The organism is Acidihalobacter aeolianus (assembly GCF_001753165.1).
Taxonomy (GTDB): domain Bacteria; phylum Pseudomonadota; class Gammaproteobacteria; order DSM-5130; family Acidihalobacteraceae; genus Acidihalobacter; species Acidihalobacter aeolianus.
Window position 1 is genome coordinate 2,705,645 of sequence record NZ_CP017448.1, and the last position, 20,915, is coordinate 2,726,559.

Below are 20,915 nucleotides of genomic sequence, written 5' to 3' on the forward strand. Positions count from 1 at the left end.
ATGCTGAGCGCCGACTTCGTCCGCCTCACCCTGGGGGCCGTGATCGGCCAGCGCATGCGCAGCTTCCTCACCGCGCTGGGCATCGCGGTCGGCATCGCCGCCGTGGTGCTGCTCACCTCCATCGGCGAGGGCGTGCATCGGTTCATGCTGCACGAATTCACCCAGTTCGGCACCAACCTGATCGCGATCAATCCCGGGCGCACCACCACGCTCGGCATGCCCGGCGGAGTGATCGCCAACGTGCGACCGCTCACCCTCGCCGACGCCGACGCCATCGCGCGCCTGCCGATGATCGACGCCATGGTGCCGGTGGTGCAGGGCAACGCGCTCGCTGCGGCAAACGGCCGGACGCGACGCACCACCGTGTTCGGCACCGGTCCCGATCAGCCAGAGGTCTGGCAGGTACCGCTGGCCATCGGCCGCTTTCTGCCGCGCGACGACGCGCGTACCGCGCGAGCCTTCGCCGTGCTCGGCGCCAAGCTGCGCGAGGAACTGTTCGGGGAAAGCAATCCGCTGGGCCAGCGCATCCGCATCGGCGGCGAAACCTTCCGCGTGATCGGCGTGCTGGCGCCGAAGGGACAGATCCTCGGCATCGACCTGGACGACGCCGTCTACATCCCCGCGGGCCGCGCGCTGGCGATGTTCAATCGCGACAGCCTGATGGAAATCGACGTGACCTACCCCCCCGACCTGCCGGCCAAGGTCGTGGCCGGACGGATCCGGGCCCTGCTGAAACAGCGCCACGGCAGCGAGGACTTCACCATCACCACCCAGGAAGACATGCTCGCCACGCTGAACGACATCCTCGGCGTACTCACCCTCGCGGTAGGCGCGCTGGGCGGCATTTCCCTGCTGGTAGGCGCGGTCGGCATCTTCACCATCATGACCATCGCGGTGAACGAGCGTACCGGAGAGATTGGGTTGCTGCGCGCACTGGGTGCGCGTCGCGCCCAGGTGCTGGGCCTGTTTCTCGGCGAGGCGGTGCTGCTCGCCAGTCTCGGCGGGTTTGCCGGTCTCGTGGTCGGCATCGGCGGCGCCCATCTCCTGCACCTGGCCGTGCCGGCACTGCCCACCCACACCGCCTGGGGCTACGTCGTCCTCGCCGAACTCACCGCCGCACTCATCGGTCTCGTCGCCGGCGTGCTCCCGGCCCGCAGGGCCGCGCATCTGGACCCGGTGGAGGCGCTACGCACCGAGTAGACGCCTCAGGCGGACCGCCACGTCTCCGGCAACTGCCATTCGGCTGACCAAGCCGACAAGCTTGCCAACGGCAGCGGCGGTGCAATGGCGTAGCCCTGTAGTGAGTGCACCCCCAATTCACGCAACAGCTCGCCCAAAGCGACGTTCGCAACCCCCTCGGCGACAAGCCCGATCTCCAGACCCTCGGCCAGATGCACCACCGCGCGCACGATGGCCTGGTCGCGAGGGCTGTCGATGAGGTCGTAGACGAAGGACTGGTCGAGCTTGATCTTGCGGATGGCAAGATGCTGCAGGTAGTCCATCGAGGTGAAGCCGCTGCCGAAATCGTCCAGCGCCACCGACAATCCCTGTTCGCGCAGCCAGGAAACCGTTTCCGTGGCCCGGCTCAGGTCGCCCAGATGCGCGGTCTCGGTGATCTCGCACTCGAGCACGCTGCGCAGGCCGGGGTAGCGCCCGAGCAGGTCGATGACGTCGCGTTTGAAACCCGGCGCCAGCAGGTGGCGCGCGCCGATATTGACCGCCACCGGCACACCCAGGCCTGCCTCGGCGAGACCTGGCAGGTCGGCCGCCACCGCCTCGATCATGGTCAACCCGAGCCGACGCACCAGACCGCGGTCGCCCTCCACCTCCTCGATGAAGTCACCGGGTTCGAGCAGCTTGCCGTCACGCCCACCCAGGCGTGCCAAGGCTTCCAGGCCGCTCACGCGGCCACTGCACAGATCGATCTGCGGCTGGTAGTGCGGGATCACCTCGCCGCTGTCCAGGGCGTAATCGATCTGCTGACGTATCTGATGCCGATATTCGAGCCGACGCTCCAACGCTGGCGAGTAAGCCACCCGCGACCCCGGCCCGGCACGCTTGGCGAGCTGCAGAGCCATGCTCGCGCGGCGCATCAGCGCCTCCGGGTGCGTGCCGTCCTCCGGGAAGCGCGCCGTGCCCTGTTCCGTCTTGAGCATCAAGGGTTCGCTGAGTCCCACGTCGAAGGGATGTTCAAGCTCGACATCGATGGCACGCAGCGCCCGCGCGAGACTTGTTTCGCTGCCGTCACCGGACTCCGTCAGCAGCACAGCGAACTCATCCGAGCCGAGACGCCCCACGAGCGGGCTGTCACCCGCTGCGGCAAGCAGACGTCGGCCAAGGGCGCGTAACAAGGTGTCTCCGACCTCATGGCCGAGTAGATCGTTGTGAAACTTGAAATCGGCGATGTCGATCAGGAGCAGCTGTGCGCGACGCACAGAATCCATGCCAGTAAGCCACCGCGCCGCCATATCCATGAAATTCACCCGGTTGGGCAGGTCGGTCAACGGGTCGATCAGGGCAAGGTAACGAATGCGGTCGCGCTGCTCATAGGTGCGGATGGCGAAGCCCACATCGCTAGCCAATTCCTGCAGCAGCCGTACGAGTTCCGGGGTAAAGAAGTTGACTTCTGTCGAATACACCGAGAGTACGGCCTCCACGCGATCACCTACCATGACCGGGATCGCGGCAGTCGAACGCCCGTTGTAACGCTTGAACAACGTGTGCCACGGGGCCATCTCGGGAGTGGCCAACACGTCATTGACCACCACGGTTTCATGGCTGCGCACCGCTCGCCCCACTGTGCCGCGGCCATAGGGGCTGGATTCATCCAGCTCCAACCTTACGCGGGCAAGATCGGGGAAATCGGCGATCCGACACGCCTGCTGGGTGTAATTCAGCAAACGGGCTTCATGGTCGATGGTCGCGATCGCGGCAATCAGTACCGGCGTGTGGCTGACCACAATGCGACAGATGTTGCGGAACAGATCCTCGCGATCACTGTAGAGTTCACGCACGATGCCCTGATTGATCTCTGAAAGCGCATCGTAAAAGTCGCGCAGACGCTCGCCCTCGCTGCGCGCCGCTTCGAGTTCGGTTGTCTCGATCGCCATTGAGACAATGCCAAGCGCTGTGCCGCCATCCACGCGCAATGCATATTTATAGACTCGGAAACTGCGCCCGAAGTAGGTTTCCTTGCGCTGAATCAAGCCCCGTGATTCAAGGGCCGCCAGATCGCTCTGCTGGCCGCTGGCAGCGTCAAGGGGGGGCATCAGACTGGCGTGAGTTCTGCCCCGATAGTGATATCTGTGCAGACCAAAGAGCCTCCGCGCGGCTGGATTGGCGTAGCGCCAACGCAAGGAAGCGTCTTTGACGAAAACGGGCATGGGCAATACCTGCGCCACGCGCAGCATGCCCCTCAACAGACCGAATGCACTGGCGCCCGACTCAGCCGGCGCGGTGACCGGCCTGCGTTCGTTCACTCCGGTGGTCCTCCCCAGCAATCACGCCAATCCTGCGTCTCACACAAATTTCGCATGGCCGATCGCGTGCTCCTGAGTTTCTTTAGTCATGGCATCACCGGTAACAATGGCACAGGTCCCGGCGGCTTGCCCGGTGCAAGTCCGGGCCCCTAAGATACCCGCTTGCCACGGGAAAAACGACATGAACGACCCCATCGTGATCATCGGTATCGGCGAAATCGGCGGCGTGCTGGCGCGCGGATTCCTGCGTACCGGCCACCCGGTCTACCCGGTCACCCGGGACATGGATCTCGCCCTGCAGGCGCAGCAGACCCCCGAACCCGCAATGGTGGTGGTCGCCGTCGGCGAACAGGCGCTGTCCCCACTCCTAGAGGTACTGCCGCCACCCTGGCGCGAGCGCTGTGTGCTGCTGCAGAACGAACTGCTGCCTGCTGACTGGACACGCCATCACCTGCCGTCGCCGACGGTCATGTCGGTCTGGTTCGAGAAGAAACCCGGGCAGGACGTCAAACAGGTGGTACCTACGCCCGTTTATGGCCCACATGCTGCGGCTGTGCTCAAAGCGCTGGGCGCGGTCGGCATCGACGGCGTGCAACTCGACGACCCCGACGCACTGCTGTTCGAACTGGTGCGCAAGAACCTCTACATCCTGACCACCAATCTGTGCGGACTCGAGGTAGGCGGCGACGTAGCGGCGCTCGCCAACGAGCATGCTGACCTGCTCGTCACGATTTCCGGCGAGGTGCTCGACCTTCAGGAGGCCCTGACCGGGCAGAAGCTGGACCGCGGCGCCCTGGTCGAAGCCATGCACGTCGCCTTCGCCGGCGACCCGGCGCACCGATGCCAGGGACGTAGCGCCCCAGCCCGGCTGCAGCGGGCCGTGGCGCAGGGTGAGCGATTGGGCCTGAAGCTGCCAGCCCTGCACGAACTCGGCGCACGCCACCTGGGTTGACGAGGTTCTAGGACGCTTCCGATTCCGACAGGGACGCCTCCAACGCATCCAGACAGCGCACGTCGAGCGCGCTACCGACTTGGCTTCGCATCATGCGCAAGGCCTCCGGCACCGGAATCGCATCCCGGTAGGGGCGTGCCGCAGTGATCGCGTCGAAGATGTCCGCGGTGGTGATGATGCGCGTCTCCAGGGCGATCTCGTCGGCCATCAGCCCATAGGGATAGCCCTTGCCGTCGAGCCGTTCGTGGTGCGCACCGGCCACCTTGGCCAGTTCGCCGAACAGCCCGATGCGTTCGAGAATTTCCTCGGTGTAGCGGGCATGCGCTCGCATCAGCCGCCACTCGTCCGCATCCAGTGCACCGGGCTTGTCGAGCAGCCCGTTGCTGACGCCGAGCTTGCCGATATCGTGCAGCAATGCGCCGCGCCGCAGCCAGCGCAAGCGCTGAGGCGGCACTTCCAAACGGCGACCGATCCGCTCCGCGAAATCCGCCACGCGCGCACTGTGCCCGTAGGTGTAGGGGCTCTTTGCGTCGACCACCTGACCGAAGGCGGCCGCGATGCCGTCCAGACGATCCTCGTCTACCAGAATCACGGATTCCGCAGGTTCGAGATCGGCGACGCGCTGGGCGACACCCTCCTCCGCCAGCCCCTCCCAGAACCCGGGAAGACAGGAAACCCGCTCCAGGGCCTCGACCAAGCCTGGATCGAACCAGCGTTCGGCGCGACCGCGCACCTCGGCCAACGCGGCCTCTGCCCCACCGGCGAGATGGAACACGTCGACTACCTGGGCGAGCAAGGCAATGCGCGCCTGCAGAGGGATGGCCTCTCCGGCGAGACCGTACGGGCGCCCCTGTCCGTTCCAGTGTTCGTCCAACGCGCGGATGCCATCGGCAACCGCGGGGGAGAACCCCAGCTGCAGCGCGATGTCGGCACCGCGTTCGCAGCGCGTGGCGACGAGCTCTGTGCTCAGCTCATCGCCGTGCCGCACCAGATCCAGCACGCGGTGAAAGCGCTCACGTAGAGCCTCGCCCGGCGCCGTGTGGGTCAGCACGAAACGCCCCAGCTGGAGCAGGCTTTGCGAATCGACGCGCTTGTAGTCCTGCTTGATCAGACGATCATCGCCACCGTAAAGCTCCCACAGGCGGGCCGCGTTGCTGCTACAGCCGGCATCTTTGAGCAACAGGGTGTAGTAAAGGTCGGTGCGCGCGGCGGTGGGCAGGCCCAGCTCGGCGCCGAGGTGCATGCCGATCCAGCAGCAGCGCAGGCAATGGCCGGGCGCCTGCCCCTCGGTCATGTCGAGCGCATGGCTCAGCGCGCCGATGACCTCCGACAGACGCAGCCCCGCGTCCGCCGCTGCCGCCTTTTGGTCCATCCGCACGGAACCGGTCAGCTAGCCGCGTGCGAACGCAGGTGCCAGCCGCGTGTATCGTGGGTCAGCCGGCTCAGACAGGCATACGGCACCTTGGTGCGCATCATCGCCGCGAGCGACCCATCGAGGGCGTGCGCCAGCGCCACCCGGGCGACCCCGGCATGCGCAACCACCAGCACCGGTCCGGGTCCCTCAAGCGCATCCAGCGCCGCCGCCACGCGGGTACGGAAATTCGCCAACGGCTCGGCTCCCGGCGGCATGCACGCGACCGGGTCGGCGTAGTAGGCGGCATAGCCGTCGGGGTCCGCGGCGGCGATCTCGTCGGGCGCGCGCCCCTCCCAGCTGCCCATGCCGATCTCGCGCAGGTCGTCCTCCACGCGCCACGGCAGTCCGTTTCGCGTAGCGAAGGCTTCGGCGAAATCGCGCGCGCGGCGCAACGGCGAGGTGACCACGCTGCCCCAGACGCCGGTCTGGGACATGCTCGCGTTCATCTGCCGCCAGCCCGTCGCGCTCAGGGGATCGTCCGCCCCGCTGCCGCGAAAGCGTCGACCGCCCACAGGTTCTCCGTGGCGCAGGATTGCAATGTCGAGCTGCGGCTGGAAGGTGCTCAAGTCGCCCACCCGCCGAGCGTCAGCAGGGCGAGCGCAGCCATCCACACGATCAGGTTGCGCTGGATGTGATTGGTCACGGTGGCGAATACCGCGCTCAAGGTTGCCGCATCCGCCTCGTCGTCGAGCAGATCGTCCAGACGCACGGCACCCGCTCCGCTTTCGCTGAGCAGCAACCGGCTGCCCCGGCGTAGGCCGTCCTCGCTGCTCCAGAAGTGCTCGCGCAGTCCGACGAGGGCATGATCGAAGCTGCCCGTGATTGCATAGCCCAAGGCCGCGAGGCGCGCCGGCGCCCACTCCATCAGGCCCGCCAGACCGGCCGCGACCCTCGCCAGCCCCTCGTTGACCTCTCCGGATTCGGCGTCTTCCCCGACCTCTGCTTCGTCAGCCGGCGGGACGGCGTCGTGGGCGCGGGCGATGCTGTGCACCAGGCGATACAGCACGGCCGCCGCCGGCCCCATCAGGGCAAACCAGAAGATCACCGTGAACAGGCGGTCGTTGGATTCGGCAAACCCCGCAAGCGCGACCCGGCGTGCGCGCACGCCCGCATCGTCCGGCGGAACGTCGCCGAGCAGGCGCGCCGCCACCCGCCGTTGACGCGCCTCGTCGCCCACCGCGACCGCCTCGATGTAGTTGTTGATCTCCTCCTCCAAATCTTCGGGGCCAAGGCAATAGAGCAGGATCGCGACGCCGAAGATGATCCCCGGCAGACCGAGCAGCACCGCGGACAACCAGCCGCCGAGCCAGCCGACCACCAGCACCGGGGGCAGTGCTAGCACCAGCAGTCGGAAACCGGGGTGGGTGAGCCCGATGCGGTCGAGCAACGCGCCGAAACGTCCGACGTAGGCGTCGAGCCGGCGCGGATTGCGGAAATCGCTCATGTAGCCGAGAAAGCGCTCCAGCACCAGGGCAAGGAGCAGGGTGATCAGCGTCATGGGGTCCCCTTTTCTGAGTGTTGCGCCACGGGCACGCGCAGTGTTACGGGATTAACCGGCGCTTGCAAGCCGCTTGTCCAGCTCGCCGCGCAGCCGGGACCAGTCGAAGCTGGCGCCGGGATCGGTCTTGCGGCCCGGCGCGATGTCCGCGTGTCCCGTCAGCCGCTCGGCGGAAAGCGTGGGATAGGCCGCGAACAGCGCGGCCAGCAGTTCGGCGAGCCTTTGGTACTGCACCGCCTCGTAGGGCAGGTCGTCGGTGCCCTCGAGTTCGATGCCGACCGAATAGTCGTTGCAGCGCTCGCGACCGTTCCAGCACGACTGCCCGGCATGCCAGGCACGGCGATGCCAGGGCACGTACTGGATCACCTGCCCGTCGCGCCGGATCAGGGCATGTGCCGAGACGCGCAGATCGGCGATCACGGCGAAATAGGGATGATGGCGCGCGGGCAGCCGATTGGTGAACAGGGCATCGATCCAGGGCCCGCCGAATTCGCCGGGAGGCAGGCTGATGTTGTGGATCACCACCAGTTCCGGCTGCGCCCCCTCGGGGCGTTCGTCCGCGTTCGGCGACGGATGTTGATCCGCGCCTTCGGTCCATCCGCTGACGGCATCGATTCTCATGGCGCCTCCTCCGGCGGCTGCGCGGCCAGCGCCGCGACCGCGCCTTCCACGCGCGCGGGCAACGGCTCGGCCTGCACCGCTGCGTGATAACGTCCGCCGCGGTACAGAAACAGCCCCGGCAGGTGGAACACCTCGAATTCGCGCGTCAACGCCAGATCCTCGCCCGCGTCCACCTCGAAGAAATGCCACTCCGGATGCCTCGGCCGCAATGTCGCGAGCGCCGCGCGCATGCTCCGGCAGGCACCGCAGCCGGAAGTGCTGAACAGCACCAGCGCCGTTCCGGGCGTATCGGCCAAACGATGATGAAAGTCGAACTGGGTCAGGCGCGTGAAATCCATGCGCCATAGTATATAAGTTCCGTCTTGTATACGCTGCGGACATGTAGCGACTTGCCTGGCAACCAGGGCCACCGCAGAATCTCACGCTTCCGCGAAAGCCTCGATCGCCCCATCCCTGGAATACCGCACGTATGTTCTACAACCTGGCCGGCCTGCTCAATGCCGCGATGGTGCTGCTCAGCCTGTTCGGCATCGCCGCGCAGATCCGCACCATCTGGCGGCGCAAGGCGGACCCCGCGCTTGGCGCACCGACCTCGCGCCTGTCGCTGAATCAGTTCGCATCGAGCTATCTGTCCTATTTCGCGGTCTTCGTCTACGGCTATTCGATCACCCCCTTCAATCCGTATCTCGTATGGTCGCGTCTCACTGCCCTGTGCCTGGTGCTGCTGATCCTCTACGAAATCTGGCACGACCGGCGCAGCCGCCCGGCCGCCGCAGTGCTGTGGATTGCCCTCGGCGGGCTCGCCCTGGGACTGCTCGGGCTGCTCTGTGGCGGCCGGCTAAGTGATGCCGGACGCCACATCTCCACCGCGCTGATTCTGGCCAACGCCGTGATCCTGGCCCAGGGCGGCATCCACCAGATCCGCGTGATCCTGCAGGCGGGCGACGCCGGCGCGGTCAACCTGCGCATGAACCAGCTCGTCCTCGGCATGCACCTCTCCACCCTGCTGTTCGTGTTCGCCATGGGCCTGGGCACCGGCTGGCCGCTGATGATCCTGGCGCTCTCCGGCGGCTCGGTGAAGCTCGTGGTGCTGTACCTGTTCCGCTGGATCCGCGTCAGCGAGACCGCACGCAACCGTCGCCTCGCCGCCGCACCTCGCGCTACACTCAATCCATGAACGCTCAGGAAAAACCCACCGTCGACCCGCTGCGCGACGCCCTCTACCGCGACGCGCACGCACAATTCCTCGCCCACCAGCGCCAGCCCGGCATCGCGCTGATGCTGAGTCTGGTCGCCACCGGCGCCGGGCAGTTCTACAACGGCGAACGTCTGCGCGGCCTCCTGCTCGCCGCCCTCTACCTGGTCGGAGCCGTCGCGACCGTGCAGTACGGCTGGCCGCTGTTTCTGTGGATTCCCTTCTGGATCTGGGGCATGGAGGACGCGCGCCGCGGGGCCCGCCGCGGCAACCGCGCCCTGCTCGACCGCCTCGCCGCCGACGTGGCCACGCACCAGCCCCACGCCTGATCGCCGAATGCGCCCGCATGGCCGCAGAGCTTGACCCTGTAGCTTACTTTAAGGTGTAAAGTCTCTAACGTACCCGGATACGGAGAGACGCCATGCGCGAGGACATCACCATCGGCACCCTGGCGAGTCGCGTCGGTCTGACCGCGGAGACCCTGCGCTACTACGAACGCCTGGGTCTCATCGAACCGAGCCGACGTACCGCCGCCAACTATCGCCTCTACGGAGAGGATGCGGCGCGGCGCCTACGCTTCATCCGCCGCGCGCAGACCCTCGGCTTTTCGCTGGGCGAAATCGCACAGCTGCTGTCGCTGTACGCCTATCCCGAATCGGACATGGCCGAGGTCAAGCAGCTGGCGGAAACCAAGATCCGCGAGATCCAGACCCGCATCGACGACCTCGAGCGCATGAAACAGGGCCTGGAGGCCCTCTCGCAGCAATGCCCGGGGCACGGCTCCACCGCCGAATGCCCGATCCTGGCCGCCCTGACCGGGACGGAGGCCTGATCCCATGAACGCCGTTACCGCCCAGAACAACCACCGCACGCTGGAAATCGACGTCGGCGGCATGACCTGTGCCTCCTGCAGTGCCCGCGTGGAACCGCGGGCTGCGCAAGCTGCCCGGCATCGACACCGCCACCGTCAATCTCGCCACCGAACGCGCCGAGGTCGCATACGATCCGCAGCAGCTCAGCCCGGAACGCATCGCCCAGGCGATCACCGACATCAGCTATACCCCGCTCTTCGACGAGGCCGAACTCGCGGTCGAGGGCATGACCTGCGCCTCCTGTGTGGGCCGCGTCGAGCGTGCACTGCGCCGCGCGCCCGGCGTGCTGGAGGCGACCGTGAACCTCGCCACCGAACAGGCCCACGTACGTTTCCTGCCGGCGATGACCGATGCCGTCACGCTGGCCGCGGCAGTGGATTCGGCCGGCTATGCAGCCCACCCGCTGACGCCGGGCGCCGCCCCCGACGAGGATGCGCATCAACAGGCGGTCCATGCCATGCGTCGGGACGTGATCGTGGCCGCGGTGCTGGCGCTTGCCGTGATGCTCCTCGCCATGGGTGCCGATCTGATGCCCTCGGTCCGCCATCTTCTCGCTGCGGCCAGCCCGTTCCCCGGTTTCTGGGTGTGGGTGCAGTTCGCGCTCGCCAGCGCGGTACTGTTCGGCCCCGGACGCCGCTTCTTCCGCCCCGGACTGATCGCCTACCGGCATCTTTCTCCGGACATGAATTCGCTGGTCGCCACCGGCACCGGCGCGGCCTGGCTGTACAGTGCCCTGGTGCTGCTGCTCCCCGGCCTGTTCCCGGTCGATGCACGCCACGTCTACTTCGATTCCGCCGCCGTGGTGATCGCCGCCGTACTGCTCGGCAAGTATCTCGAAACCCTCGCCAAGGGCCGCACCTCGGCAGCCATCCGCAAGCTGGCCGGCCTGCAGGTGAAGACCGTGCGAAGACTGGACGCGGACGGCCGCGCCGAGGACGTGCCGATCGCCCTGCTGCGCGTCGGCGACCGCCTTGAGGTACGCCCCGGCGAGCGCCTGCCGGTCGACGGCCGCGTCGCCGAGGGACGGGCCCACGTCGACGAATCCATGCTCACCGGCGAATCCCTGCCCACAACCAAGGGAACCGGCGACGAGGTGGTCGGCGGTACCGTCGACCTCTACGGGCGCCTGGTGGTGGAGGCGACCTCGGTCGGCCGCGACACCGTGCTGTCGCAGATCATCTCGCTGGTCGAACGCGCGCAGACCGGCAAGCTGCCGATCCAGGGCGTGGCCGATCGCGTGGTACGCATCTTCAGCCCGGCGGTGATCGCGATTGCCGTCCTCGCCTTCGCCGCCTGGATGCTGTTCGTCGGCAATCTCAGCCTCGCCCTGGTGGCTGCCGTGGCGGTGCTGGTGGTCGCCTGCCCCTGCGCCATGGGACTCGCCACGCCGGCCGCCATCGTGGTCGGCACCGGCCGCGCCGCGGAGATGGGCGTGCTGTTCCGCAAGGGCGAGGCGCTGGAAGCGCTGTCCGGCGTGGACACCGTGCTGTTCGACAAGACCGGCACGCTCACCGCCGGCCGGCCGGGCGTGACCGAGATCGCCGCCGCCGACGAGGACGACCTGCTGCGTCTCGCCGCCGCCGTGGAAGGCGCCTCGGAGCACCCGCTCGGGCGCGCCGTCGTCGAGGCGGCCAAGGCCCGCGGCCTCGATCTGCCGACGACCGAGGGCTTCGAGGCGGTGGCCGGACATGGCGTGCTCGCGCACATCGAAGATCAGACGGTACGCATCGGCGCAGCCCGCTTCATGCGCGAGGCCGGTAGCGCGATCGACGCAGCCCTGGGCGAACGCGCCGCCGCGCTGGAGGCCGCGGGCCGCAGCGTGGTTTTCGTCGCCCGCGAACAGCAACTGCTCGGCCTCATCGCCATCTCCGACCCGATCAAGGACGAGTCCGCCGCCGTGGTCGAAGCCCTCCGCCGGCACGGGCTACGCGTCGCGATGGTCACCGGCGATGCGCAACGCAGCGCGCAGGCGGTGGCCGCGCGGCTCGGCATCGAAGAGGTCCACGCCGAGGTGCTGCCGCAGGACAAGGCCGCCGTCGTGACCGCGCTGCAGCAATCCGGACACCGCGTCGCCTTCGTCGGCGACGGGATCAACGACGCCCCGGCGCTGGCCCAGGCCGACGTCGGCATCGCGCTGGCCTCGGGCACCGACATCGCCATGGAGGCGGCCGACGTCACCCTCACCCGCGGACATCTCGGCGGCGTGGTGACGGCCGTGCTCGCCGCCCGGCGCACCCTGGGCACCATTCGCGGCAACCTGTTCTGGGCCTTCGTCTACAACATCCTGCTGATCCCGGTCGCCGCCGGCGTAGCGGCGCCGCTCGGCATCCACCTCAACCCGATGCTCGCCGGCGTGGCCATGGGGCTGTCGTCGGTGTTCGTGCTCGGCAACAGCCTGCGGCTCAAGCGCCTGCGGGGATTCGAAGACGCCGCGCCGACCGGCGCGGATTCCGCCCCCGCAACGGCACGGCCCGCACACCCCTGAAGTCCCATCGATCCCACAAGGAGACCTGACATGAACGACATCAAGCTCAAGATCACCGGCATGACCTGCAACCACTGCGTGCGTGCCGCCACCCAGGCGCTGGAATCCGTGCCCGGCGTCACCAAGGCCGAGGTCACCCTCGAACCCGGCGAAGCGCTGGTGCATGGCGAAGCGCCGCTGGACGCCCTGATCGCGACCGTGGCCGAGGAAGGCTACACCGCCGAAAAGCTGTAAGACCCATGGAATCCGGCGTGCTGCTCTATACCAGCCCCGGCTGCCCGGACTGCGCCGCCGTGCGGCGCTATCTGCAGGCGCATGGCGTCGCGTTCGAGGAACGCGACGTCACCGCCCCGGGTATCGCGGACGAAGCCAAACAGCGCTACGGCGTACGCATCGCGCCGATCACGGTCATCGGTGGCAAGGCGCTTTACGGCACCTTCGCCGCCCAGAAGCCCGTGCTTGATCGTCATTTCCAGAACTAGACAGCTTTATCGAGTTTATCGAGAAAATAAGGGATTCGAGGACTTTTATCGGGAATGTGGTCTGCTGCACATTTACGTTCATTTCTAAGACGTCTTCCTTATCATTCATGCGCTAAACTGATTAGCGATGATTGAGACCCATGACGCCATGTCCTCGAACAATCCACAGACACCGTCAGATACGCACCTCGCCTATCTTGCGCGCCAGCCTATCCTGAACACCCAGCTGCAAATCGTTGCATTCGAACTCCTGTATCGCAGCGGCACCCAGAATATTGGCCCAGGGCCATCCGTCCAGAATGCAACTGCAACCGTCATGCTGCATGCATTGGGTGTCATCGGGCTTTCGTCCATTGCCTCCGGCCGGCCTGTGTACATCAATTTTGACGACGCAAACCTATTGGCAGATCTGCCAGAGCTGCTTCCGCCAGATAAGGTCGTGCTAGAGATACTGGAAACTGCGAAACCCACCACACAACTGCTGGAACGATGCAAGGAGTGGCTCGGTATCGGTTATCGTTTGGCACTGGATGACTTCATCTACCGGCCTGAATGGGAGCCATTCCTCAAGATCGTTCAGATCGTCAAGCTCGATGTACGCGCTCTGGGGCTCGATACCTTTGCTGCGCATGTGAAGATGATGAAGTCGCATGGACTGAGCGTCCTGGCCGAGAAGGTCGAAAGCCAAGAGGAATACGAGACCTGCCTGAAGCTCGGCTGCGATTTGTTTCAGGGTTATTTTTTCGCGCGTCCGGAAATTATTTCCGAAACCAAGCTGCCCGTCGTAACCACGACCTTGCTGGAAGCGCTGCGCCGCATTCGGCAAGACAGCGACACCCGGGAACTGGAACACACGATCAGCCGGGATGCAGCGGTTCTATACCGCATTCTGCGCTATGCAGCATCCATAGGCTTTGGCGCAGGAAAGGCCCCTCAAACGCTCACCGCCGCCATCATGCGCTTGGGTCGACGCAATCTACAGCGCTGGCTCACCTTGGAACTCTACGCCAGTGCGCACGATATCAATATTGCTGCCGGCTCATTGCTCGACCTCGCTAATTATCGGGCTGAACTGATGTCCATTCTGGCTAGTGAGGTCGGCTTGCATCACGAGGATATTGACGAGGCAGGCGCAGTCGGATGCCTATCCCTGCTGGATGCATTATTCAAGCGCCCAATGGATAAAGTCATTGACGGCCTGGCCTTGCCGAGCATGATCACGGATGCCTTGATTCACGAAACTGGACCGCTGGGACAGATACTTTCTCTCACCCGCGCGCTCGAACAAGAAGAAAGTCATACTATTGCCAGGCTTTGCGTCCAAATCGGCATCAGCGAAACATCGCTACCCGAGCTACAAGCCAAAGCCCTGGAAAATCAGGCCAAGTTTTCGGAAAACTACTAGGGCCTACTCACACTATGCGGTGGGGCGCTGTTGTGACTGGAAAACCGCCCATCAAGGCGCGAGAAGCGCAGTTTGGTGATTCCAAATCAGCGACGAGCAACGCCGAGTGGCGGTTTCTCAGCCGCAACCCGTAGGACCGGCCGCTTTCCGTGTCTCGAGGTGTTGCCGCTCGCTCATGTGGCCGACCACACCGCGCTCGCGGCGCCTGCTGAGCCGCGGAAAATAGCTCCGGCAGCACCCCACCGCATAGTGAGTGCGAACAGGCCTGGTGATTTCGCCCAACCGACACCGGGCGAACGTATTCAGATTATCGCCGTAATATTATTCGACACAGCGGGTTGCAATGATTCAGTGGCGTACAAAATAAATGGGCGAAATCGCACCGACTGAATTAGCCAGCGCAAGCTCGTGCCGCACGACTTAATCGACCCGCACAAGTTCACCTCAGAGGCTTACGTAGGGTCAAGGACACTGGACCTAGGTTTGTCATTCAAGAATATTCGTAGCGACGCTGCCAATGCTCAAGCCATTCACCAGCGATATCGAGTACCGCATCGGCAGGAACCGCCGGAGAAATACGAAATCCCTGGGCAGCAAAACAACCGAGCTCCGACAGCACCAGCATTTGATCGTCGGTTTCAGCACCCTCGGCGATACAGGCAAGACCCAGCATGCGGCAGGTGCCGATAACCCCGCCCACAATAGCGCGATCGCGGTAATCTTCGGTAATACTCGACACGAAACTACGGTCGATTTTCACATAATCGATGGGTAACCGTTGCAGATGGTGCAGCGATGCCTGCCCCGTGCCGAAATCGTCCAATGCAAGACGCAGCCCCTGGTTCCGCGTGAAATCGAAAGCCGCGTATGCGGTTTTTACGTCAAGCGGCGCTCGTTCGGTGATCTCAACGACCAGGCGGCTGCGGACCAGGGAATCGTGACGACCCAAAATTTCGTTCAGATCAGCGGCCCAGGCAGGATGCATGATGTGCCGCGCGCCAATGTTGACGCTGATGTAAAAGTCGCCGCCAACCTCGCGCCAAGCCATGAGCTGTTCGCATGCCTTACCCAGGACAATGCGACCGACTTCGCGAATGAGCACGGCATCGTCCTCCACGATCTCGAGCAATGGACCGGCAGAAATCACGCCCTGGGTGGGATGCACGATGCGCAGCAATGCCTCCACACCCACCAGCCGCCCATTCTCCAGATCGACGATCGGTTGGTAATGCAACACCAACAGTTCGTCGCGCATGGCGATACGCAGCATGTTGATGCGATCGGCACGCTCGTCAATACCGCGTGCCAGTTCCGCCGAAAACAACGCGTAGCGCGAGCGCCCCGACTGCTTCGCGTGATACATCGCCAGATCGGCGTGGTGCAGCAGAGTATCGGAGTCCGAATAATCGTCCGGGTAGATGGAAAGCCCGATGCTCGCCGACAGATGTACCGTCATGCCGTCGACGTTGAAGGGCTCGCACAATGCCTGATTGATCCGCGTGGCGAGTTCGGCCGACTTGAGCGCGGCGTCGCCGCGAATGTCGCCGACCAGAATCGCGAACTCGTCGCCGCCCATGCGCGCAAGCGTATCGCCGGCGCGCAGACAAGACTTGATCCGCTTGGTGGTTTCGCAGAGCACGAGATCGCCGGCAGAATGGCCGAGGCCGTCATTGATCTCCTTGAACAGATCCAGGTCGATCATCCCCACGATGAGTTTCGTCTGCTCTCGGTCCACGCGCGAACGCGCGACCGAAAGCCGATCCTTGTACAGCGTCCGGTTCGGCAATCCGGTCAGCGCATCGCGCAGGTTCTGCGCGCGCAGCGTCAGAACCAACGCGCCAATCCGCGCCATCGAGTCAAAGAAACCCAGGGCGAAGCGACTCAGATAACCTGGTTGGTTCAGGGCCGCCATCCCCACGCCCCGATAGACTCGCCCCATGCCTTCGAACGGGAAAATACCGATTTCACGCACACCGGGAAGATCGATGCCCATTCGTCCCAGATCGAGATGAGAAAGCACCTTGCGCCGCCGATTCTGTAGCGCGTCGACACACTCCCCGATCAGCAGATTCCAGGTGCGATTGTCCACAGAAGGCTGCGCCATGCCGTCGGCGGGGATGAATTCGTAGGACATCCGGCGGTCGGTCAACCCATACCAGGCCCACACGACGTGTCCGGTCCTTTTCGGCAGGGATTGCGCCAGACGACGCAGCAGCGCATCCGGCTTTTCGCCCGATTGGGCATGATTGAATGACTCGATCAGCAGGTCGAACAACACCCTGATTTCGTGGTCATCCTGGGCCCTTGCCTGGGCATAGCCCTCCAATTGAATCGCAAGATCGGCCAGCAGCAAGCTCACCACGGCACTGCGCAGTGCCGTACGCACCGAGCGGTTCTTGATCCGGAAAATCTGTTTCGACAGATGCCGATAGTAAAGCGAATACGCACCGGCAGCCCATGCAGGCTCGACGTTCCACAGATGATGCGCCCGCCCTATCCTGCGTGAGCTCTCCACATGTCCTTCGGAAAGACCGTCGGTAATCAGCGAAACCAAGTGTTTCATCTGATTTACGTGCAGACGCTCCAAGCTGGCGGGATTCATGTTTGCGAACACCGCCTGCATCTCGGAGAAATTCATCAAATAATCGTAAAACTCATCGGAAAACTTATCCGCCTCACGAGTCAACACGGCGGCATATTTCAACACGAGATTTTTGGCAGTTTCATCCAGGCCGATGAAATCCACCAGTCCAGCCGGGCCTCTGACGTTTACGGCCATCCCTGGTCCTTAGGTTTCGTATTCAAGAGGAATCGCTGAGAAACCAGCGGGTGGTCTCGATCGTGCGAGACAGGCCTGCAAACTACATAGGGTTTACGAAAATCTCTCATAAAAATCGAATTTACTTGACCTTCGTCAATCAGGTGCACGGCGAAGTAAAATTCCTTCCCCGTCATACCCTGAAAAAAACGAAATTACATACATAAGCAATTAACAAGCCATGCATAAACCATTGTCAGCGCTGAGGACTGACCCACGCTCGCGTAGCAAAGCATACAAAATGTCACGGCAGCGTCGACATCACGACAGTTTTTTTGCCCTCGTAGCGTGTGCAAACCTGACTTTATTGTCCTTTTACCTGGAAATCGGCCACTCGACAGGCTTGCGGCAGCGCTGGCTCAATTCCTGCTTTGTACATACGGGCAAATCCACGATACGGAAGCACACCGATGTTCGAATCGATACTCAACGAGCTCGCAGAAGGCATCCGCAAGGGCGAGGTCGTCCCCTACCTCGGTCCTGGCGCCTTGCGTGGCATCACCGACAAGGTCAGTGGCGAGCAGATACCGGCGACCAGTGACGAACTGATCCTGGCGCTCAACCAGGGCCAGCCCATGGCGCCGCGTCTGATGTACGAATTCCCGCGTGCCGCCATGCACGTGGAACTCAAGCGCGGGCGCAGCGCGGTCAACCGTTTCCTTACCGAGACCTACGGCGAGCGACAGTGGACGCGCTCACCGGTACATCAGGCGCTGGCGGAGATGCAGGCGCCCTATGTCATCGATATCAACCGCGACACCCAGCTGCAGGAACTCTATGCCGACCGCGCACACCTGCTGATCCTCGGCATGGCCCGCATCGGCGGCACGGACTACCGCTACAAGCTGTATCAGTACGACGGCAGCAGCTACAGCGAAATTGCGGCCGAAGACGCGGACACCAGCCTGCCCGTACTGTTCAAGCCGATGGGCTCGCCGGTGCCGGAACCGAGCTACATCGCCTCCGACGCGGACTATGTCGACTACATCACCGAGCTCATGGGTGGCTTCGCAGTACCCGCCTTCGTCAAGCGCCGGCGTGAGGGCGTGCGTTACCTGTTCATCGGCCTGCGCCTGCAGCGCGACACCGAACGCATGGTGATGAGCGACCTGATCTACGCCAATGCAGGTAGCCCGGCCGGATGGGCACTGATCCCGGATGCCACACCCAAGGAACGCCGCTTCTGCGCCCGTCAGGGCATCGAGGTGGTCGAGGCGGACATCTCGGATCTGATGTCCGGTTTGCAAGCTGCGTAAACCGACTGGCGGACACGCTGCTTAACAGCGCGCGTCCGCCAGTCCGATCAGTGCCTCCGCCTGCTGCTCGCAGGCACGCTTCACTTCGCGATCGAGCACGGCCAGCCAGCGCCGTGGAATTGCCTCCACGCCATACCAGGCCCCGGCCAGCATGCCGGTGATCGCGCCCGTGGTGTCGGCATCTCCACCACGGTTGACCACATCGACCACGCTTGCCTCGAATCCGCCGGCCTCGAACAGGGCCTGAAAAACCGCCTGCAGGGTCTCGACCACATAGGCACTTGGATTTTCCCGGCGCGTCCGCCTGAACTCAAATGCAGCGTGCCTTTCTACCAGAGCTCTCGCACGCGTGTGCAACACGGCAAGCGTCGCCGTGCCCGGCAGCGCCAGCTGCAACATCTCCACGAGACATACGCAGGCTACATCCGACAGCTCGTTGCGATGCGTCACCCAAGCCTGCGCCAGGGTAGCACTACGCACCGCTTCCGTCGGCCGCCCCAGCGTCGCCAGGGCCACGGGCAGACAGCGCATCGCAGCGCCGTTGCCGGCGGCATATTCGTCCGGAGCAACCGTGGGATTACCGCTACTGCGATAGTGCAACAAACCGCGGCGTACGGTGTTGCCGATATCGACCGGTTTGCCGCGCATCCAGGTATCGAAGGCACGCGCGGCACCCTCCGCATCGACCGTGTCGCCCTGCGCGGGCATCGCCTCACCGAGGGCGAGACTCATGGTGGTATCGTCGGTGACCTGACCGCGGGGTAGATGCAGCCAGCCCCCGCCGCGGATGCGGTCATGCACCCCATAGGTGGCACGGATCTCGCGCGGCGTCATGAACTCGAGCGTTGCGCCCAGCGCGTCGCCTACCGCAAGCCCTAGATAGGCGCCGCGTGCGCGAGAAAGCAGTGCCGAGCGGTCAGTCCTCGGGCCCGAAGCAGCGAGCATAATCGACGCAGACCTCGCACGAGGGCGCGCGACACACGTAGATCCCCTCGGCCTGACAGAGTTGCTTGTACAAAAAACGCTTCCACTTCATATCGCGATCGTTGCGTTCCGCCAGTGCCGGAAAATTCTCCGTCATCAATCTGCCAAGGTCCGTGCGCGACCAGAGACCCAGGTCCTGCCACAGGTGATCGCCACCCATGCAGGCAGCGGCGACGATGCCCGCCAGCCAGACCTCGCTCCCCGCACGGCCACTGCGGTGCGCCAGTAGCAGCACCTCGATGTCTTCCCGCTCGTTGCCGCGTTCGTGCCAGTCGTCGTCGCCGATGCCGGCATCGGGCAGCAGGGCGGCCGCCCGCGGGAAATGCGCCTGCAGCAACGCCGCGAAAGCCTCCGGATCCAGCCCCAGCCGCGCGGGAAGCGCGCCGATGCCGGCCTCGCGCGAGGCCAGGATTTTCGCCAGCAGACTGTCGTTGGGCTGGCCTGCGGCGTGCGCCATCCAGTAGCCGTAGCGTGCCTCGCGCGAGCGGAACGATGCCGGCGACAATGCCTCTGCGCTGGTGAGCCAGGTCATGCCGACCGAACGGCCGCAAGCGGCCGCCTCGCCTCGCCGCACCAGCGGCGCCATCCCGCCAGAACCGCAGCGCCGCGCTCGCCCCTGCCCAGGCGGCGCATCGGGACGCCGCGCGCGACCAGGTGTGCATGCAGATCGGGACGTCGCGCGTCCACCAGCACCAGATCACAATCCGACAGGCGCCGGGCGAGCACATCGGCCTCGCCGGTCGGGACGCCAACACGCCCGATCAATGAAAGTCCGCGCTGAGAGCAGTCGTACAACGCGAACGCCTCGCCGTCATCGACGGCGACCACTGCCCGATCACTCTCTCCGGGCAACGACCCGGACTCGCACAGAGTCCAGGCCGGTTCTCCGTAATGCGCATGCATAACGATCCCTCCGCAACGATCAATGACGCGGTAGACGTTTTGCCGCCGTGAGCAGTGCGCCGTGACGCGCCCAGACCCGCGGCGGGATCCGCTCGAAGCCAAGCCGGACCCGGGCGGTAGCCACCCGGCGGCTGGAGGCGCGATGCGCCAGCCAGCCACGGGTGGCGCTCTGCCACCACTCGCGCCAGACCCGGTTTCCCGGGGCGGGCGCCGCTTCCAACTGCAATCTCGATTCGAAGTCCATGCGCTTTCTCCCGGCGCGCCTCAGCGCGCCCTGATTTCGGCCTGGGCAGCAGCCACCATCTCCGGCGGGATGCCGGTGAGCGAACCGGGCGGGTTCATCGCCTCGCCGGCGGCATTCGTGATCGCCCCTTCGATGGGACAGATGCTCGCGCACTGCGGGACGTCGTAGCTGCCCTCGCACTCGGTGGACTTGCGATCGTTGATCACGAAATGCTTGGGTGCCTGCAAGATCGCGTCGCTGGGGCATACCGGTTGGCAGGCCCAGCAGTTGACGCAGGATGAAACGATCCTCAATGACATCGTCCGTT

General features: G+C 64.7%; 22 protein-coding genes. 10 read left to right on the forward strand and 12 right to left on the reverse strand.

Annotated features, from left to right (window positions below):
* Nucleotides 1-1,200, forward strand: coding sequence for an ABC transporter permease (locus tag BJI67_RS12480; RefSeq protein WP_070073295.1), 1,200 nt, complete (start codon nucleotides 1-3; stop codon nucleotides 1,198-1,200).
* Between the two features lie 5 nt (nucleotides 1,201-1,205).
* On the opposite strand, the gene BJI67_RS12485 is transcribed toward BJI67_RS12480, so the two are convergent.
* Nucleotides 1,206-3,479 carry an EAL domain-containing protein gene (locus BJI67_RS12485; protein WP_070073296.1) on the reverse strand — a complete coding sequence of 758 codons (2,274 nt, stop codon included), beginning with the start codon at nucleotides 3,477-3,479 and terminating at the stop codon, nucleotides 1,206-1,208.
* Nucleotides 3,480-3,660: 181 nt separating this feature from the next.
* Between BJI67_RS12485 and BJI67_RS12490 the strand changes: the two genes are divergently transcribed.
* Entirely contained in the window at nucleotides 3,661-4,431 is a 771-nt protein-coding gene (locus tag BJI67_RS12490; protein WP_070073297.1) for a hypothetical protein, read from the forward strand.
* 7 nt (nucleotides 4,432-4,438) lie between these two features.
* Here the strand turns inward: BJI67_RS12490 and BJI67_RS12495 are convergent, their stop codons facing one another.
* Genes BJI67_RS12495 through BJI67_RS12515 form a run of 5 tightly spaced genes read right to left on the reverse strand, consistent with a single transcriptional unit; the run spans nucleotide 4,439 to nucleotide 8,302 of the window.
* Nucleotides 4,439-5,803 (reverse strand): HD-GYP domain-containing protein, encoded by a 1,365-nt coding sequence (locus BJI67_RS12495; protein ID WP_070073298.1) that lies wholly within the window; start codon nucleotides 5,801-5,803, stop codon nucleotides 4,439-4,441.
* 14 nt (nucleotides 5,804-5,817) lie between these two features.
* Entirely contained in the window at nucleotides 5,818-6,411 is a 594-nt protein-coding gene (locus tag BJI67_RS12500; protein ID WP_070074143.1) for a histidine phosphatase family protein, read from the reverse strand.
* On the reverse strand, nucleotides 6,408-7,343 hold the full coding sequence (gene ampE, locus BJI67_RS12505; RefSeq protein WP_070073299.1) for a regulatory signaling modulator protein AmpE: 936 nt from the start codon (nucleotides 7,341-7,343) through the stop codon (nucleotides 6,408-6,410). The genes BJI67_RS12500 and ampE overlap by 4 nt, the downstream gene beginning before the upstream one ends.
* Nucleotides 7,344-7,394: 51 nt before the next feature.
* The gene (ampD, locus tag BJI67_RS12510; RefSeq protein WP_070073300.1) at nucleotides 7,395-7,964 is read right to left on the reverse strand and encodes a 1,6-anhydro-N-acetylmuramyl-L-alanine amidase AmpD; all 570 of its coding nucleotides are present in this window, start codon (nucleotides 7,962-7,964) and stop codon (nucleotides 7,395-7,397) included.
* Complete coding sequence (locus BJI67_RS12515; protein ID WP_070073301.1) at nucleotides 7,961-8,302, reverse strand: thioredoxin family protein; 342 nt, start codon at nucleotides 8,300-8,302, stop codon at nucleotides 7,961-7,963. The genes ampD and BJI67_RS12515 overlap by 4 nt, the downstream gene beginning before the upstream one ends.
* 131 nt (nucleotides 8,303-8,433) lie before the next feature.
* On the opposite strand from BJI67_RS12515, the gene BJI67_RS12520 reads away from it, so the two are divergent.
* The 7 genes from BJI67_RS12520 to BJI67_RS12550 all read left to right on the forward strand — a co-directional run bounded on the left by BJI67_RS12520 (nucleotide 8,434) and on the right by BJI67_RS12550 (nucleotide 14,403).
* Complete coding sequence (locus tag BJI67_RS12520) at nucleotides 8,434-9,141, forward strand: hypothetical protein (RefSeq protein ID WP_070073302.1); 708 nt, start codon at nucleotides 8,434-8,436, stop codon at nucleotides 9,139-9,141.
* A complete protein-coding gene (locus tag BJI67_RS12525; protein WP_083250863.1) occupies nucleotides 9,138-9,488 on the forward strand; it encodes a hypothetical protein in 351 nt (116 codons plus the stop codon). The genes BJI67_RS12520 and BJI67_RS12525 overlap by 4 nt, the downstream gene beginning before the upstream one ends.
* Nucleotides 9,489-9,580: 92 nt before the next feature.
* Nucleotides 9,581-9,991, forward strand: a complete 411-nt coding sequence (locus BJI67_RS12530) for a heavy metal-responsive transcriptional regulator (protein ID WP_070073303.1) — start codon at nucleotides 9,581-9,583, stop codon at nucleotides 9,989-9,991.
* A 68-nt stretch (nucleotides 9,992-10,059) separates the two neighbouring features.
* Nucleotides 10,060-12,516 carry a heavy metal translocating P-type ATPase gene (locus tag BJI67_RS12535; RefSeq protein ID WP_331712263.1) on the forward strand — a complete coding sequence of 819 codons (2,457 nt, stop codon included), beginning with the start codon at nucleotides 10,060-10,062 and terminating at the stop codon, nucleotides 12,514-12,516.
* 30 nt (nucleotides 12,517-12,546) lie between these two features.
* Nucleotides 12,547-12,750 (forward strand): CopZ family metallochaperone, encoded by a 204-nt coding sequence (locus tag BJI67_RS12540; protein ID WP_070073304.1) that lies wholly within the window; start codon nucleotides 12,547-12,549, stop codon nucleotides 12,748-12,750.
* Nucleotides 12,751-12,755: 5 nt separating this feature from the next.
* On the forward strand, nucleotides 12,756-12,998 hold the full coding sequence (locus BJI67_RS12545) for a glutaredoxin family protein (RefSeq protein WP_070073305.1): 243 nt from the start codon (nucleotides 12,756-12,758) through the stop codon (nucleotides 12,996-12,998).
* 127 nt (nucleotides 12,999-13,125) lie between these two features.
* A complete protein-coding gene (locus BJI67_RS12550) occupies nucleotides 13,126-14,403 on the forward strand; it encodes an EAL and HDOD domain-containing protein (RefSeq protein WP_083250864.1) in 1,278 nt (425 codons plus the stop codon).
* Between the two features lie 490 nt (nucleotides 14,404-14,893).
* Here BJI67_RS12550 and BJI67_RS12555 read toward each other — a convergent pair whose 3' ends face one another.
* Complete coding sequence (locus tag BJI67_RS12555; protein ID WP_070073306.1) at nucleotides 14,894-17,182, reverse strand: EAL domain-containing protein; 2,289 nt, start codon at nucleotides 17,180-17,182, stop codon at nucleotides 14,894-14,896.
* Between the two features lie 449 nt (nucleotides 17,183-17,631).
* On the opposite strand from BJI67_RS12555, the gene BJI67_RS12560 reads away from it, so the two are divergent.
* On the forward strand, nucleotides 17,632-18,477 hold the full coding sequence (locus tag BJI67_RS12560) for an SIR2 family protein (RefSeq protein ID WP_070073307.1): 846 nt from the start codon (nucleotides 17,632-17,634) through the stop codon (nucleotides 18,475-18,477).
* Between the two features lie 21 nt (nucleotides 18,478-18,498).
* Here BJI67_RS12560 and draG read toward each other — a convergent pair whose 3' ends face one another.
* The 5 genes from draG to BJI67_RS12585 are packed head-to-tail and all read right to left on the reverse strand — an operon-like array spanning nucleotide 18,499 to nucleotide 20,907.
* Nucleotides 18,499-19,422, reverse strand: a complete 924-nt coding sequence (draG, locus tag BJI67_RS12565; RefSeq protein WP_070073308.1) for an ADP-ribosyl-[dinitrogen reductase] hydrolase — start codon at nucleotides 19,420-19,422, stop codon at nucleotides 18,499-18,501.
* Nucleotides 19,394-19,993: a nitrogen fixation protein NifQ gene (locus BJI67_RS12570; RefSeq protein ID WP_070074146.1), complete on the reverse strand. Its 600-nt coding sequence runs from the start codon at nucleotides 19,991-19,993 to the stop codon at nucleotides 19,394-19,396. Before BJI67_RS12570 ends, draG begins: the two co-directional genes overlap by 29 nt.
* Entirely contained in the window at nucleotides 19,990-20,364 is a 375-nt protein-coding gene (locus BJI67_RS12575) for a hypothetical protein (RefSeq protein WP_070073309.1), read from the reverse strand. Before BJI67_RS12575 ends, BJI67_RS12570 begins: the two co-directional genes overlap by 4 nt.
* A 19-nt stretch (nucleotides 20,365-20,383) precedes the next feature.
* Entirely contained in the window at nucleotides 20,384-20,608 is a 225-nt protein-coding gene (locus BJI67_RS12580; RefSeq protein WP_070073310.1) for a hypothetical protein, read from the reverse strand.
* Nucleotides 20,609-20,628: 20 nt separating this feature from the next.
* On the reverse strand, nucleotides 20,629-20,907 hold the full coding sequence (locus BJI67_RS12585) for a 4Fe-4S binding protein (protein WP_070073311.1): 279 nt from the start codon (nucleotides 20,905-20,907) through the stop codon (nucleotides 20,629-20,631).
* Nucleotides 20,908-20,915 lie beyond the last annotated feature (8 nt).